Genomic DNA, 15,686 nt, shown 5'->3' on the forward strand with positions numbered 1-15,686 from the left:
ATAGCCCGCCATCGATATAACTTTCGCTTCCTCAGACAGAAGTCCCGAGGCGATGTACGAGGTCGGCCGTCGAGGTGTAGAGCTCCAGATAGTCGGCGAACCGCGAGTCGTAAAGTGCGGAGGAGCCGGGTTCGATGCGGCGTACGGTCGGGTTCCAGTCGGCCGTGCCGAGGCCGGCCACCTCGGCGGCCAGCATCGCGTCGCCGTACGCGGCCCCGACCGTCTCGCGGGGCAGCTCCTGCACCAGCCCGGTGACGTCGCTGACGATCTGCGTCCACAGGTCGCCCGTGGTTCCGCCCCCGACCGGCACCACCCGGCGGGGCACCACGCCGGCGTCCGTCATCGCGGCGAGGTTGTGCCGTACGCCGAAACCGACCCCCTCCAGCGCGGCCCGATAGAGGTGCCCCCGGGTGTGGGCCAGGGTCAGCCCGGCCACCACGCCGCGGGCCTGCGGGTCGAAGATCGGGGTCCGCTCACCGGCCAGGTACGGCAGCATGAGCAGCCCGTCGCTGCCCGCCGGAACGGCCGCCGCCTCCGCCGTCAAGGAGGCGAAGTCCGCGCCGGTCAACGACGACAACCACGCCGTGGCCGACCCGGCCGTGGACATGCCGCCGGCCAGACAGGTGACGCCGGGGCGCACCCCGAGCGTCGGCCACAGGTGGGCACTGGTCAGCGGCCGGTCGGCCATCGCGATCAGGAACATCGTGCTGCCGTACATCAGCATCACGTCGCCCGGGTCGCGGACAGCCACGCTTTCGGCCTCGGCCCAGGCGTCGATCGTGCCCGCGGTGACCGGCAACCCGACCGGCAGCCCGGTCAGCGCCGCCGCGTCGGCGGTGACGTGGCCGACGATCTCGTTGGCCCAGGCCAGCGGCGGGGGCGCTACGTCCGGCGCGATCTCGCTCCACCAAGAGAGGTCCCAGGAACCGGTCCGCTGGTCGTAGAGCGGGCTGACCTGGCTGGCCGAGTGATGGTCGAGCACATAGGCACCGGTCAGCCGGTGCACCAGGAACGAGCTGGCCATGAACATCTTGCGGGTGGCCGCGAACACCTCCGGCTCGTGCCGGGACAGCCACAGCAGCTTGGGCCCGACCGCCTGAGACGTCAGCACCGAGCCGCGCGCGACGATCGCCTCCGTGCCCCACCGCTCGGCCAGATCAGAGATCTCGGACGAGGCCCGGGTGTCGATGCCGTACAGGATGGCCGGCCGCAACGGCCGGCCATCCTCGTCGGCGGGCAGCAGGCACGGGCCGATCCCGCTGACCGCGAGCCCGGCGGGACGGTGCCGGGCGTCGGTGGTGAGCTCTCCGATGACGCGCCGGAAGTCGGCCCACCAGACGGTTTCCGCGTCGTGCTCGAACCAGCCCGGTCGCGGATTGCTGGTGCCGTGGGCGACCTGGGCCCGGGCCACGATGCGTCCGTCCGCCGCGACGGCCACGCCCTTGGTGCTGGCGGTGCCGACGTCGACGCCGATGTAGACGTCCACTTACTCTCCCGTGATCCCGCAGAGGTTGACGTTCAGGCCGAGCTGCTGCGCGGCGAGCGCCTTGGCCGCCAGCACCTCGTCCGCCGCCGCGGCGTCGGAGGCATAGCTGACCTGGATGTGGTTGGACTTGTGCCGGGCCATGAACTGGTCGCGGTCCACCCCGTGCAGCACAGCGTGCATGATCGGCCACTCCGGAGTGGTCGCGGCCCACCGGCGTTCCGTCTCCGATTCCGGCAGCTCGACCACGGTGGCGCGGCCGAGGTCCATGTGCAGGGCGCCGCCCTCGACCCAGATACGCGACCAGACCAGCTCGCCGGGGCGGGAGATGCCGCGTACGGTGCCGCCGCCCATCTTGAAGTAGAGCGCGGGCTGGCGGCGCGAGTCGGTGCCGGCGTACCCGTCGATGTGGAACGACGGCGGGACGGCGCCGGAGATCTCGAAGACCCACACGAAGTCGCCGACCGTGCCGCTGGCGTCGGCGTCACCCCACCGGACGTCGTGCAGGGTGGTCTCGACCGGCTGGCCGAGCGCCCGGCTGACCCGGGTGGTGATCAGCGCGTCCAGGCCGGAGCCCTCGTCGGCCTCGTTGAACAGCGTGATCGGCTCGCCGTCGCGGATGACGCTGCCGTCGGCGCGGGTCACCGGCGGGCGGTCGGCGTTGTTGAGCAGTCCCTCGGCGAGATCGGAGGCGGGCAGCACGTCGGCCAGGCCGAGCTGATACTGGATGCCGATCACGTCGACACCGAACCGGTCGGCCATGCGGGCGATGGCCGCGTACATCCGCAGTTGGAGGATGACCTGCTCGCGGGTCAGCTCGGTCTCTCCGTCGGTGCCGAACTGGAAGGTCATCCCGCGCCCGGTCAGCCAGTCCAGCGCGAGAACGGCCTCCTCCTCGGTGACGAGCAGGGTCTCGGCATAGAGGGCCGACTGCGACATCCGCTCCTTGAAGACGCTGAGCGGGAACAGCAGCTCGTCGGGGATGATCCCGTTGTACATGCCCATGCAGCCCTCATCGAGCACGCCCATGATGACGCCCTTGGCCCGGATCCCCGCCACGACCTCGTCGGCCACCTCCCGGGCCCGGCCGGTGACCGAGGAACCGTCGAACGGCTTGACGTGGGACAGGTCGTGCCGGATGACGCCGTCGCGCAGCCACTCGCCGAGCCGCTCGCCGAACCAGGCGTCGTCGAAGGTGCGGCTCCACACCGTCTCGTACGGGCGGCCCGCCTTGGTCAGCGAGGCGTTGAGGTTGAGCAGGCCGACCAGGCCGGGCCACTCCCCCTCCCAGTTGGCCACGGTCAGCACCGGGCCGCGGTGCCGCAGCAGGCCGCCGAGCACCTGCTGGGAGAACATCCACACGCCCTCGGCCATCACGACCGGGGCGTCGGCCGGGATGCCGGCGAACACGGCCAGGCCCTGCGCCTGCGAGGCGATGAAGCCGTGGCCCTCGGGCGTCTCGGCCGGGTGGGCCCGGGTCACGGTGACGCCGCGGCTCTCCAGGGCGGCCACCAGCAACGCCTCGAACCGCTGCTGAGCGGGCCAGCAGAGCCGGTTCGCGGACAGGCGCTGGTCGCCGTTGGCCACCAGGTAGACGTGGTCGATCATGCGGTTCCCCCAGACAGATAGCCGGCCTGACCGGCCGAGCCGAAGATGCGCATCCGCGCCGCCACCATGCGCTGCATGGCCTCGCGGCCGGCCCGCAGATAGGGCGCCGGGTCGACGTTGAGCCCGTCGATGCCGAGCGACTCGCGCACGGCCCCGGTGAAGGCGAGATGCGAGTCCATCCCCTGATTGATCTTGCGGACGCCCATGGCGATCGAGCGGACCTTCTCGGCGTCGGGCACGCCCCACGACTCGGGCAGCCCGGCGCCGTACCGGTTGTTCTGCTCGCGCAGCTCGGCCGGCAGCGACGACGAACCGTGCATCACGAGATGGGTCTCGGGAACCTGGGCCGCGATCTTCTCGATCAGCGCCATGTGCAGCACCGAGCCGTCCGGCGGGGAGTCGAACTTGTACGCCCCGTGCGAGGTGCCGATCGCCACGGCCAGCGCGTCCACGGCGGTCGCGGCCACGAACTCGCGGGCCTGGTCGGGGTCGGCCAGCACGATCGCGGCCCGGGAGCCGTCGGTCTTGGAGCCGCCGATCGTGCCGAGCTCGCCCTCGACCGAGATGCCGCGGGGGTGGGCCACGGCGGCGACCTTGGCCGTGACGGCCACATTCTCGTCGAAGGTGGCGGGCCGGCCGTCGGCGTTCAGGCTGCCGTCGATCATCACGCTGCTGAACCCGCTGTCCATGGCCCGTACGCACGTGTCGTACGTGGGACCGTGGTCGAGGTGCAGCACGATCGGCAGCTGCGGATAGCCGTCGATGAGCCGGTGCAGCCCGGCCCAGAACCGTTCGTCGCTCGCGTGGGCCGTGACCCCGGCCAGCGAGGCCAGGATCACCGGCGATGACGTCTCGGCGGCCGCGTCCAGCACGGCCTCGGCCTGCAGCACGTCGCTGACGTTGAACGCGCCGACCGCGTAGCCGCCGGAGCGGGCCTGGTCGAGCGCCTGGCGCAGGGTAACGAGGGCCATCAGAGCGACTCGGTGATGCCGAGGGACTTGTAGTCCAGGACGATCGGCTTGTCGGTCAGGGCCCGGGCGTGCACCAGCACCTTGGCCGCGCTCTCGACGGCGACCGTGGTCTTGAACGCGTCGCGCAGGTTGTCGCCCACGGTCAGCAGGCCGTGGTTGGCCCAGACGACCGCGTTGAGGTCGCCCATCACGTCGCACATGGCGTCGCCGAACGAGGTGCGGTTGCTGAGCGCGAACGGCATGATCGGGACGTCACCCTTGGTGTAGATGACCATGTTGACCAGGGCGCCGGTGATCGGCTCGCCGGCCACGCCGAACACGTTGGCGAAGACCGGCTCGGTGTGCACGATCGCGTTCACGTCGGGGCGGCGGCGGTAGACGGCCAGGTGCACGGTCACCTCGGAGGACGGCTGGTGCGGCCCCTCGATGACGTTGGCCTCCGAGTCCACGATGACCATGTCGTCGGCCGTCATCCGGTCGTACTCGAGGTCGGTCGGGGTGATGAGGAAGCGGTTCTCCCCGAGGCGCACGCTGATGTTGCCCTGCGTGTTGAAGTTGAGGCCGTACTGCATCGACAGCAGGCAGTAGTCCAGCACGCTCTGCTTGACGGCCCGGAGGTCGGTGTCGGTCACGGTTGCTCCCTTGTTTCTGTGTAGCTGCGGTCGTGCGGGGTGAGGGTGGGATACAAATCCCGGAAACGCCGCGCCTGTGCGGCGTACCAGTCGGTGGTGGCCGGGTCGGGGGTCAATGCCGGACCGGCGGAGGGGGCGGGCAGGGCATCGATCGACGCGTAGAGACCGAGGCCAACACCCGCGAGCAGCGCCGCCCCACGAGCAGAAGCGTTTTCCCGTACGGGGGTGAGCGGCCGCCCAGACGCAGACGCGCGGATCGCGAGCGAGCGGGTGCTGCGGGCCCCACCGCCGACGGCGTGCACCGCGCCGGGGTCGATGTCGCGTTCGCCCAGCGCCGTCACGATCTTGCGGATCTCGAAGCCGAACGACTCGAGGAACGCCCGGGCCAACTCCTCGCGGCCGGTGCCCAGGTCGAGCCCGACCACTGCGCCCCGGGCGAGCGGGTCGTTGTCGAGGGTGCCCGAGCCGGTGAAGTACGGCAGCACGAGGACCCGGGGCGGCTCGGGCGCGGCCCGCTCGAACAGCTCGTCCGGGTCACCGCCGACCAGCTTGGCGAACCAGTCGAGCGCCCAGCCCCCGGCGGCCGTGCCGGCCAGCGTCAGCCAGGTGCCAGGTCCCATCGGGTACGTGGCCAGGCCGGTCCCGACCAGGTCGCGTGGGCGCGATGCGGTGCCGACGGTCAGGCAGTCGCTCGAGCCGAAGCTCACCACCGAAGAGACACCGGCCCGGCCGCCACCGCCCAGGTAGGCCGCCGCCTGGTCGTGGGCGCCGGCAACGAGCGGGAGCCCGTCCGGCAGACCAGGGATCGACATCGTCAGCTTGCCGACGACCGTGCCGGGGGCGACCACCTCGGGCAGCCGGCCCTCGTCCACGCCGGCCGCGGCCAGGATAAAAGAAGACCAGGTGCCGGCGTCCACGTCGTACGCCCCGGTGCGGGCGGCCATGCTGGTGTCGATGGCCGGTCGGGCGCCCAGCCGTCCGGCGATGTAGTCGCCGAGACAGCGGTAGCCCGCCGCGGAAGGCCAGCCGAACAGCTTGTAGACCGAGAACATCGGGTTCGCGGGCTGCCCGGTGATCCGCTGGACGGTGCCGGCGCCCAGCTCGGCCGCGACCCGGGCGGCCAGGTCGGTGCCGCGCCGGTCCATGCTGACCGGGGCCGGTGCCAGGGCGACCCCGTCGGCGCCGACCGGCACGACCGCCTCGCCCTGCACGCTGAACGACAACGCCTCGGGCGGGTCGGCGAGCACCGCCGGGTGTGCGGCGACCTCGGCCAGCACCGCGAGAGACGCGGCCAGGACTTCTTCGGTATCAGTCTCGACGAGGCCGGGACCGGGACGGGCGAGCGACGTTGACCGCGCCGCCCCGGCCAGTTCATGGCCGTCCTGGTCGACGGCGACGGCGCGGACGCCGCTGGTGCCGAGGTCGAGGCCGAGCAGGCTCATTTGATGGCTCCGGACAGGCCGTTGACCAGGTGCCGCTGCACGGCCAGGAAGACCACCACGATCGGGATCGAGATGAGCACGAGGATGGCGAACAGGGCGCCGGGCTGGCTCAGGAACACGCCCCGGTAGGCCAGCGGGATCAGGGTCAGCGGCTTGAGCTCGTTGTCCTGCAACGTGACCAGCGGGAGCAGGAAGTCGTTCCAGCTCGACATGGACTGCCACACCGCCACCACGGCCAGGGCCGGCTTGCTCAGCGGCAGGTAGACCTTCCAGTAGACCTTGAACTTGCCGGCGCCGTCGAGCACTGCCGCCTCGTACATCTCCTCGGGCACGGCCAGGAACGACGTGCGGATGATGATGACCGCGAAGGGCAGGCCGAGCGCCGTGTAGACCAGCACCAGGCCGAGCAGGTTGTTGTAGAGGCCCATGCTCTGCAGGATCTTGAAGACCGAGACCACGATGCTCGACATCGGCAGGATCAGGGCCAGGGTCAGCGCCCCGAAGATCACCGCCTTGAGCGGCACCCGCAGGCGGGCCAGGGCGAACGCGGTCATCGAGCCGAACAGCATCACCAGCAGCACGGACGGCACGGTGATGAGCGCACTGTTGATCAGGTTCTGCAGGATCGGGTTGTTGGTCCAGATCTCGATGTAGTTGCCGAACGACGGCTCGGCCGGGAACAGCCCGTACGCGGTGGTCGACGGGTTGGACGTGGGTAGCAGCGACAGCCCGAGCACCATGACGATCGGCACGAGCCAGAGGATCGCCATCGGGGTCAGGATGAGGTGCGCCCAGTGCGGGCGGCGCTTCCTCCCCCGTACGGGAACATCGGTCGTCCCGGTTTTGACCTGGCTCTTCTCCACGGTGATCGTCATTTCTTGTCATCTCCGGTGAGGAAGCCCGAACCGAACGCGCGCACCATCGACAGCGAACTGACCACCGCGATGACCAGCAACACCACGCTGATGGTCGAGGCGTAGCCCACGCTCTGCAGCTGGAACGCCTGCTTGAAGGTGTAGGTGGGCAGCATCTCGGAGGCGTGGTTGGGCCCGCCCTCGGTGAGCACGTAGACCAGCTCGAAAGTCTTCAGCGAGCCGATGATGCCGAGCAGCAGCAGCGACAGGTGGGTCGACTTGAGCAGCGGCCAGATGATGGCGGTGACGGTCTTCCAGGTGCTCGCGCCGTCGATCTTGGCCGCCTGCAGCACGCTGTCGTCGATCAGCTGGAGGCCGGCCAGGTAGAACAGCATCGAGAAGCCGGTCCACATCCAGACGTTGACCACGATCGCGGCGAAGATGGCGGTCTTGGGGTCGGCCAGGTAGCCCTTGGTCAGGAACTCCAGCCCGGTGGCCCGGCCGATCTTGGCGAACACGCCGTTGAACGGGTCGAGCATGCGCTGCCAGACGATGCCGACCACGACCGGCGAGAGCACGGCCGGGACGAAGAAGATGGCCCGGTAGATCGACCGGCCGCGGATCTTCTCGTTGAGCAGCAACGCCAGGAAGAAGCCGATCAGCGCCTGCGGCACGATGGTGAGCAGGATCCACCAGCCGGAGTTCTTCAGCGTGGTGACGAAGATCGGGTCCTTCAGCAGCTCGGTGTAGTTGCCGAGCCCGACGAACTCGCCGATGTTGACGCCGTCCCAGTCGAGGGTGCTCGCCTGGACGTTGTAGATGATCGGGTAGACGACGAACAGCGCGAACAACACGAACGTCGGCAGCAGGAACAGCGTGCCGGGCAGCCAGTCGCGGCGCGGTTTCGGCCGGGTGATCGTTGCAGAGGTCATGATCAGCTCCAGGACCCGCGGGCGGGAGTTGCCCTCCCGCCCGCGGATATCAGGCGGCTCGCGCCGCTACTTCACCTTCTGCTGCGCGGCCTGCACCTTGTCGGCGGCGGCCTGCGGCGTGAGCTGTCCGGTGGCGACGGCCGACAGCGCGTCCCCGAGCGCGGTGTCCATCTCCGGGCTCTTCAGGTAGCGCGAGTACTTCACGTTCGGCATCCACTCGGTGGTCAACGTGTTCCAGATCTGCTTCTGCTTGTCGCTGGTGAACTTCTCCGGGTTCAGGCCGGTCACCGCGGGCAGGTCGTTGAACGTGTTGATCAGTTTCTGCGCGCCGGCGCCGGCGATGAAGTCGGTCAGCGCCTTGCAGGCCAGGTCCGGGTTCTTGGTGTTCTTGCTGATGCCCAGGGCCACGTCGATGCCGCCGACGAACTGCGACTCGGACGCGCCACCCGGGATGGTCGGGAACAGGAAGGGCTGATAACCGCTCATGCCCTCGGACAGCGGGGGCAGGCCGGTCTTGCTCGGGTCGGACTGCTGGATCCACCAGGCGCCGAGCGGGATCATCGCCGCGTTGCCGGCCTCGAACTGGTTGGCCCCGCTCGGGTAGGCGTCGAGGCCGATCGCGCCGTCCTGGGCGATCTTCTCGGTGAACAGCTTCTGCCAGTAGGTGAACGCCTCGACCAGCTTGGGGTCGGCCCACGACTTGGTGCCGGCCTCGGCCTCGTACGGCAGACCGGGCGCGACGTTGTTGGCGATCTGCAGGAAGACCACGTTGCGCAGCCAGCTGTCCTTGGCCGGCAGCATGAACGGGGCGTACTCGCCGCCCTTGAGCTGGTCCACCGTGGACTTCAGCTCGTCCCAGGTCTTGGGGATCGAGGCGCCCTTCTCCTCGAAGATCTTGGTGTTGGCCCAGAGGTTGACCGTCTGCACGAGCAGCGGCAGCGAGTAGAAGTTCTCGTCGCCCTCGGGGTTGCCGAGGCGGGCCTGGTCGATACCGATCGGGTAGAACTTGCTCTGCCAGTCGGCGCCCCAGGTCTTGGCGGCGCAGTCCTGCAGCGGCATGAGGTTGCTGCGGTACTGCTGGGTCAGCGCGCCCGGCTGCAGGCCGATGATGTCCGGCATCGTGTTCGACGATGCGCGGGTCTGCAGGTCGACCAGGTATTCGGGGTAGTTGAAGATGGTCGAGTCGATCTTCGAACCCGGGTTCGCCGCGGTGAAGGTGTCGACCATCTGCTTGGTTGTCTGCTCGATCGGGCTCCACGAGCGGAAGGTCAGCTCGCCCGTCGTTCCGGTGCCGGCGCCGCTGTCGCTCTCGTCCTTGCTGGCGCCGCCGGCGCACCCGGCCAAAGTGATGCTGAGGGCGGTCGCCGCGGCTATCGCCATGAATGTCTTGTGCCGTTTCACTGAGGGTCCTTCCACGGGGGTGGAGGCCGCTGAGGCCCGGTGGATGTAGACGATTACATGAACCTCATCACTGACACAAGAGGCTCTCACCTCGTAATTCTCGTCTCGTAGAAATGACCTGGAGACAAACCGGAAACTTCTTGCTCCCGATCTATGTCATCGTTTACATTGCCCTTCACGCGGGGTCACGGACGATCCTGTGAAGCAGGTAACCTGTGGCCCCACCTCAGTTCTGTGAAAGGCCCGCCTTGACCACGATCCGTGATGTGGCGCGACTCGCCGAGGTCTCGACGGCGACGGTCTCCCGGGTGTTCGCCTCCGACCCGGCGGTCCGCCCGGCGACGGCGTCACGTGTCCGCGAGGCGGCCAAGCAGCTCGGCTACGTGCCCAACACGCTGGCCCGCTCGCTGCGGCAGCAGACGTCGACGAGCTGGGCGCTGATCATCGCGGACATCGAGAACCCGTTCCTCACCCAGGTCACCCGCGGCGTCGAGGACGTCGCCCAGTCGGCCGGCTATTCGCTGGTGCTCTGCAACACCGATGAGCAGCCGGAAAAGGAGGCGGCCTACCTCAACAGCGCCGAGCAGTACCGGGTCTCCGGTGTGCTGATCACGCCGACCTCGGCCACCAGCCCGGTCGACCAGCTGCTCGCCCGCGGCCTCCCGGTGATCACGATGGACCGTCCACTGCGACCCGACCTGGCCGTCGACACCGTGCTGATCGACTCTCGCCGGGCCGCCCGATCGGCCGTCGACCGCATGATCGCGCACGGCCGCCGGCAGATCGCCTGCATCACCGGTCCCCGGCGGGTGTTCACCGCGAGTGAGCGGGTGCTGGGTTATCGCGAGTCCCTGCTCGAGGCCGGTCTGCCGATCGACGAACAGCTCATCCACTACGCAGCGTTCAACGAGCAGGGCGGGCGGCAGGCGGCCGACGAGTTGCTGGGCCGTCCCGGTGTCGCGCCGGTCGAGGCGATCCTGGTCGCCAACAGCATGATGGCGGTCGGCGTGCTGCAGGTGCTGCGCGAGCGCGGGCTACGCCCGAGCGTCGACGTCGAGATCGTGGTGTTCGACGACGCCCCCTGGACGGGGTTGCTCACCCCCGCCATCTCGGTCATCCACCAGCCCGCGTACGAGCTGGGCCAGGTCGCCGGCAAGCTGCTGCTCGACCGGCTGCGCACGCCGGGCCAGCCCGCCCGCACCGTGATGCTGACCGCGACCCTCCCGGCCGACGACGACAGCCCACCCCGTGACGACGCCCTGACCACGGCCCTGCTGGGTTGAGCTTCTAAAGATCGCGGAACCAGTGGACGCTGTCCAGTTTCGTGCCGTGATGCTCCACGCTGTGCCGCTCGCCCCGGGTGAAACCGACCTTCCGCGCGCCGGCCATCGAGGCCTGGTTCCCGGCGTCGACGAAGGCGTGCAGGCGGTCGATCCCGGCCTCCTTGGCCTCGGCGGCGATCTGCTCGATGGCCGCCTCGGCCACCCCGCGGCTCCGGCGATCGGGGAACAGCATGATCCCGAGCTCGTGCACCTCGGCCTCGCGGAAGTGCGAACGCCAGACGGCGATGATCCCGGCCGCCGTGCCGTCGTCGTCCACGATCACCCGGTACAGTCCGCCGGCGGCCAGCCGCTCCTGGTGGATGCGCACGGCGTCGTCGCGCGGCACCGGGCCGCCGAGGTGGTTCATGACCCGCGGATCGGTCTCCAGGTCGATGGCCAGATCAAGATCTTCTTTCCCGTACGGGCGCAGCGTCACGCTCATGAAGATCTACATGCCCCGGCCGCCGGGGGTTATGCCGAGTCGGCGCCGCGGGTGGTGGCGTCGACGACCAGCGGCACCAGGTCGGTACGCAGCCAGGTCTCGTAGTGGTCGTACGGAACGAGCAGTTTGTCCCACGTCGTGGAGCTGATCCGCAACAACGGTGTAGCCGGGGCGATCTTCAGGTGGCCGGCGATCTCCGGAGTCGCGCCGACGGCGTGGATCACCCGCCGCGCACCCGCCGCCGCATAGCCCCCGGCCCGCAGAGCCAGGGTCAACGACGAGCTTCCATCCCGTACGCCGGTGGCCTGCGCGACGACTTCCGACACGGCCGGCGGCGTCCAGTTCGTGCTGAAGAGCGCGGGCACCCCGCCGACGCTGCGCACCCGCTCGAGCACGAAACCGACCGAGTTGCGCGGCACCCGCAGAGCCGCGGTGATCTCGTCGGACAGGCGCTGCTCGCCCGAGTGCACGACCGTGGTCGTCACGTTGGGGTCGCCGTGGCCCAGGCCGTTCTCGAGGAAGCCGTCGAGGCCCTCGATCAGCCAGCCCTTCGGCGCCTCGGACGCGGCCACGAAGTAGCCGCGGCGGGCCACCTTCTGCGCGTACCCGTTGGTCTCCAGCATGTCGAGAGCCTGGCGGACGGTGGGCCGGGACAGGGCGTAATCGCGGTGCAGTTCGCTCTCGCCGGGCAGTCGCCCGCCGGGCTCCAGCTCCCCGTCCTGGATCATGCGCAGCAGCAGGTCGTAGAGCTGCACGTAGTAGGGCACCGGGGAAGTGCGGTCAATGCCTTCCATCGCACCTCCCCTCGGGTCCGAACGAATCTTACGGACGAGTGTCATCAGAAAAGCTGGTGGGTTCGTGCTCGCGGTGCCGGCGCCGGCGCCTCGAGACCCGTGTCGTAGGACAATGCGCGCCGGGCGGCCCGGTGCTGACTCATGATCTGGTGCGCGGTCGGCGCCGCCGGCACCTCACGCACGACCGGTTGCCAGTCCGGGAAGTCACCGCGGAGCGCGCCACCGGCCTGGACCGCGGCGCCGATCGTCACGTACTCCCCCGGTTCGGGCAGCAGCAGCGGGACGTCGATGATCTCGGTCAGCACCTGCTGCACGGCCGGGCTGCGGGCCGCGCCGCCGATCAGCAGCAGCCGGTTCACCGGCACGGCGCAGGCCCGGATCGCCTCGATCATGACGACCTGGCTGGCCAGCATGCCCTCGATCACCGCGCGGGCGAAGTTGGGCCGGGTGAAGTTGGCCAGGGTGGCGCCGTGCAGCGAGGCCTTGGCGTCGGGGATGTCCGGCGTGCGCTCACCCTCGAAGTACGGCAGCAGGGTCAGCCCCTCGGCCCCCGGAGTCGCCTGCAGGGCCAGCGCCGACAGCTCGTCGTAGGTGCAGCCGAGCAGGGCGATGCCGGCGTCCAGGTCGCGGGCGGCGTTCAGAGTGGCGCCGAGCGGCAGGTGGTCGCCGGTGGCGTCGGCGTAGCTGCAGATGACGCCCGAGTAGTCGTGCACCGGTTGTGCGCTGCGGCTGTAGACCACTCCGGACGTACCGAGGGACATCACCGCGTCGCCGACCCGCAACTGCAGGGCCAGGGCGGCCGCGGCGTTGTCCCCGCTGCCCGCGGCGATCACGATTCCGGCCGGGATGCCCGGAAGACCGGCCGCGGTGACGCCGGCCCGGTCGAGCGGGCCGAGCAGCCGGGGCAGGATCACCGTCTTGCCGAACGCGTGCTCGACCAGATCGGTGCAGTAGTCACCGGTCTCGCCCGACCAGTATCCGGTCCCGCTGGCCTCCGAGCGGTCGGTGACCAGCCGGCTGAAGTCGGCCCGGCCGGGTCCGAAGCCCAGCAGGCGCCAGGTCAGCCAGTCGTGCACCACCGCGACCGCGGCCGTACGGCGGACGCTCTCCGGATCGGTGTCGCGCAGCCAGCGCAGCTTCACCACGGTGTCGGACAGCGTGATCGGCAGTCCGGTGCGCCGCACCCACTCGCCAAACCCGAGCTCGGCGTTCAGCGCGCGGACCTGCGGGTGCGAGCCGGTGTCGTTCCACAGGGGCGAGTCACGGACCACCGCGCCGTCCGCGTCCAGGAAGACCGGGGTGTGCTGCTGCCCGGCCACCGACAGCGCGGCGACGTCGTTCAGGCCACCGGCCCGCTCGACGGCCAGCAGCATCGCCTGCCACCAGTGCTCGGGGTCGACGATCTTGACGGCCGGGTGCGCCGCCCGTCCCGACCGGACCAGCCGGCCGGTGTGCAGCTCGCGCACCTCGACCTTGCAGCTCTGGGTCGACGAGTCGATCCCGGCGACCAGGGTCACCATGCGATGTGCCCGAGGTTGCGCATGGTCGGCCGCATCGATTCGCGCCACTCGCGAAGCTGGGCGTGCCGGCCCGCGTCGGCCGCCACCGTCGAGGGCCGGCACGATTCCCAGCTGCCGGCGTGGGCCGAGGCCAGGGCCTGGGCACCACGCGACACCACTTCGGGAAACTTCGAGACGCTCAGGTCGCGGCCCAGGAAGTCGGCCTTCAGGTGCAGCCAGAGCTTGTTCTCGCTGGCCGGGCCGATCACCTTGATGGTGGTGGCGTCGGTGCGGAACAGCTCCAGGACCTTGCTGAACTGGATGGCCAGGCCCAGGAAGCAGCCGAACACGATGTCTTCGGCCCGGACGTCGCTGCTCAGGTTGGCGATCAGCCCGCGCGCCTTGGACGACTTCTCCGGCGGCGGGCTGCCCCGGAACTGCGGCACCACGACCGGAATGGTGGCCAGGTCGATCTTGCCGGACAGATAGCGCTCGCTCAGCGCGGCCACCGTGGTCGCCAGCATCGACTCGGACATGCCGAGCATCCGCTGCAGCGTCTCGAAGGCCGAACCGCCGGTCGGGATCGAGGCGAAGAGCGTGTAGCCCGAGCCGTCGCAGGCGAGCCCGTTGGCCAGCATCGAGCGGGCCGAGTAGTCGTCCAGGCTCGGCTCGTCGCTCAGCAGCAGCACGCCCTCGGTCGTACCGGTGGAGTTGAGCACCTCGCCCTTGCGCAGGCCGGCGCCCACTCCCCCGACCATGTGGTCGTGCCCGACCACGTGCACGCTCACCGACGGCGGCAGCTTCGTCTCGTGCGCGATCTCCTTCGAGATCTCCTGGCCCTGGTCGGCGTGCCGCAGCTCGGGGAACAGCTCGGGGCTGACGCCGGCCAGCTCGCACATCTCGTCCGACCACTCGCCGGCCCGCAGGTCGAGCGCCATGGTCCGGCTGGCCAGCGAGTATTCGGCCCACCGGCGGCCGGTGAGCCAGGCCGCCACGTACTCGGAAACGTTCAGCCAGCGCAGGTCGCCACTGTTCTCGGTGGCATTGGCGACCGCCCACGCCACCTTCGACAGCGAGTAGTTGGCGTTGGCGGGCAGCCCGGTGCTCCGGTAGATCAGCGAGCGCTGGCTGCCGTTGAGCACATTGATCAGGGCGGCACCCCGCTGGTCGTGCCAGAGGATCATGGGCGAGTGGAGCTGGAGGTCGGGTCCGACCAGGCCGCCCGACTCGCCCACCCCGGCGATGGCGATCCGCTCGACGGTGTCCTTGTGGGCCGGATCCAGGTTCCGGATGAACCGCCCGATGATCGCCAGCAGCGCGTCCACGTCGTAGACGACACCCCAGGAGTCGGTCACGTTGGGCGTGGGCTGCTTGTCCGACGCCAGCTGGTTGCCCTCGGCGTCGAAGAAGCCGAGCTTGACCCGGGTCGTGCCGATGTCGATGGTGATGGTCGGCTTCATGAGATCTTGGGATTGAAGGTACGGATCCGCGCCTCGACCACGTCGGTGATCGCCGTGACCGCCTGCCGCGACACCCGGATCAGCGAGTACTCGTTCGGGTTGGCCACGTACGCCTCACCGAACGTCCGGATCATGGCGTTGCGCAGGTCGCTGGCCACGTTCACCTTGACGACCCCGAACTCGTGCAGCCGGGCCAGCTGCTCGCTGGGCAGACCCGATCCGCCGTGCAGCACCAGCGGTACGGCACTGGCCTCCTGCACCTTGCGCAGCAGGTCCATGTCGACGCGGACGTTCGGCGCGTACCCGTGCACGTTGCCGACCGAGACCGCCAGCATCTCGCAGCCGGTCGCCTCGACGAAGCCGGCCACCTGGGCCGGGTCGGTCGTGAACTCCAGCTCCGGGCCGTGGTCGTCCTCTTTGCCGCCGATGCTGCCCAGCTCGACCTCGAGCGCGTACTTGGCCGGGGTGAGCCCGCGGGCCTGCTGGGAGAGCGCGACGTTCTCGTCGTACTCGTACCCGGAGGCGTCCATCATGATCGAGGTGAAGCCGGCCGCCAGGGACTCGCTCACGTCGTCCAGCGTGCGCCCGTGGTCGAGGTGCAGGGCCACCGGCACGTCGACCGAGGCGAGCCGCCGGCTGACCATGTCATAGATGTAGTCGTAACCGGACAGCACCGCGTTGGTCGGCGCGACCTGGATGAAGGTCGGGACACCGGTGTTCTCGATGGCCTGGACGATGCCCATCGTGGTCTCGATGTTGGTGGTGTTGAAGGCGCCCGCCACCAATCCCCGGGACACGCATTCGTCGATGACTTCCAGCCCACTGACCAGGCCCATGATGAAAAAC

General features: G+C 69.6%; 14 protein-coding genes. 1 reads left to right on the forward strand and 13 read right to left on the reverse strand.

The genetic code is table 11. The features are described from left to right. Window positions 1-31: 31 nt before the first annotated feature. The 8 genes from KOI35_RS49080 to KOI35_RS30860 all read right to left on the reverse strand — a co-directional run bounded on the left by KOI35_RS49080 (window position 32) and on the right by KOI35_RS30860 (window position 9,323). Window positions 32-1,486 carry an FGGY-family carbohydrate kinase gene (locus KOI35_RS49080; protein WP_215792172.1) on the reverse strand — a complete coding sequence of 485 codons (1,455 nt, stop codon included), beginning with the start codon at window positions 1,484-1,486 and terminating at the stop codon, window positions 32-34. Next, window positions 1,487-3,091 carry a fucose isomerase gene (locus tag KOI35_RS30830; RefSeq protein ID WP_215792173.1) on the reverse strand — a complete coding sequence of 535 codons (1,605 nt, stop codon included), beginning with the start codon at window positions 3,089-3,091 and terminating at the stop codon, window positions 1,487-1,489. Next, entirely contained in the window at window positions 3,088-4,062 is a 975-nt protein-coding gene (locus KOI35_RS30835) for a ketose-bisphosphate aldolase (RefSeq protein WP_215792174.1), read from the reverse strand. The genes KOI35_RS30830 and KOI35_RS30835 overlap by 4 nt, the downstream gene beginning before the upstream one ends. Then, complete coding sequence (locus KOI35_RS30840; protein ID WP_215792175.1) at window positions 4,062-4,694, reverse strand: class II aldolase/adducin family protein; 633 nt, start codon at window positions 4,692-4,694, stop codon at window positions 4,062-4,064. Before KOI35_RS30840 ends, KOI35_RS30835 begins: the two co-directional genes overlap by 1 nt. Further along, window positions 4,691-6,136, reverse strand: coding sequence for an FGGY-family carbohydrate kinase (locus tag KOI35_RS30845; RefSeq protein WP_215792176.1), 1,446 nt, complete (start codon window positions 6,134-6,136; stop codon window positions 4,691-4,693). The genes KOI35_RS30840 and KOI35_RS30845 overlap by 4 nt, the downstream gene beginning before the upstream one ends. Then, window positions 6,133-7,011, reverse strand: coding sequence for a carbohydrate ABC transporter permease (locus KOI35_RS30850; RefSeq protein WP_215792177.1), 879 nt, complete (start codon window positions 7,009-7,011; stop codon window positions 6,133-6,135). Before KOI35_RS30850 ends, KOI35_RS30845 begins: the two co-directional genes overlap by 4 nt. Beyond that, on the reverse strand, window positions 7,008-7,922 hold the full coding sequence (locus tag KOI35_RS30855; RefSeq protein WP_215792178.1) for a carbohydrate ABC transporter permease: 915 nt from the start codon (window positions 7,920-7,922) through the stop codon (window positions 7,008-7,010). Before KOI35_RS30855 ends, KOI35_RS30850 begins: the two co-directional genes overlap by 4 nt. 66 nt (window positions 7,923-7,988) lie before the next feature. After that, window positions 7,989-9,323, reverse strand: coding sequence for an ABC transporter substrate-binding protein (locus tag KOI35_RS30860; RefSeq protein WP_215792179.1), 1,335 nt, complete (start codon window positions 9,321-9,323; stop codon window positions 7,989-7,991). Window positions 9,324-9,589: 266 nt separating this feature from the next. On the opposite strand from KOI35_RS30860, the gene KOI35_RS30865 reads away from it, so the two are divergent. Further along, window positions 9,590-10,606 (forward strand): LacI family DNA-binding transcriptional regulator, encoded by a 1,017-nt coding sequence (locus KOI35_RS30865; RefSeq protein WP_215792180.1) that lies wholly within the window; start codon window positions 9,590-9,592, stop codon window positions 10,604-10,606. Between the two features lie 4 nt (window positions 10,607-10,610). On the opposite strand, the gene KOI35_RS30870 is transcribed toward KOI35_RS30865, so the two are convergent. Genes KOI35_RS30870 through KOI35_RS30890 form a run of 5 tightly spaced genes read right to left on the reverse strand, consistent with a single transcriptional unit; the run spans window position 10,611 to window position 15,676 of the window. Continuing rightward, a complete protein-coding gene (locus tag KOI35_RS30870) occupies window positions 10,611-11,087 on the reverse strand; it encodes a GNAT family N-acetyltransferase (RefSeq protein ID WP_215792181.1) in 477 nt (158 codons plus the stop codon). A 29-nt stretch (window positions 11,088-11,116) separates the two neighbouring features. After that, window positions 11,117-11,881, reverse strand: a complete 765-nt coding sequence (locus KOI35_RS30875) for a GntR family transcriptional regulator (protein ID WP_215792182.1) — start codon at window positions 11,879-11,881, stop codon at window positions 11,117-11,119. 44 nt (window positions 11,882-11,925) lie between these two features. Next, window positions 11,926-13,398, reverse strand: coding sequence for an FGGY family carbohydrate kinase (locus KOI35_RS30880; protein WP_438870639.1), 1,473 nt, complete (start codon window positions 13,396-13,398; stop codon window positions 11,926-11,928). Next, the gene (locus tag KOI35_RS30885) at window positions 13,395-14,840 is read right to left on the reverse strand and encodes an FGGY-family carbohydrate kinase (protein ID WP_215792184.1); all 1,446 of its coding nucleotides are present in this window, start codon (window positions 14,838-14,840) and stop codon (window positions 13,395-13,397) included. The genes KOI35_RS30880 and KOI35_RS30885 overlap by 4 nt, the downstream gene beginning before the upstream one ends. Then, window positions 14,837-15,676 (reverse strand): class II fructose-bisphosphate aldolase, encoded by an 840-nt coding sequence (locus KOI35_RS30890; RefSeq protein WP_215792185.1) that lies wholly within the window; start codon window positions 15,674-15,676, stop codon window positions 14,837-14,839. Before KOI35_RS30890 ends, KOI35_RS30885 begins: the two co-directional genes overlap by 4 nt. Between the last annotated feature and the right edge of the window lie 10 nt (window positions 15,677-15,686).

The organism is Paractinoplanes bogorensis (genome assembly GCF_018829635.1).
GTDB lineage: Bacteria > Actinomycetota > Actinomycetes > Mycobacteriales > Micromonosporaceae > Actinoplanes > Actinoplanes bogorensis.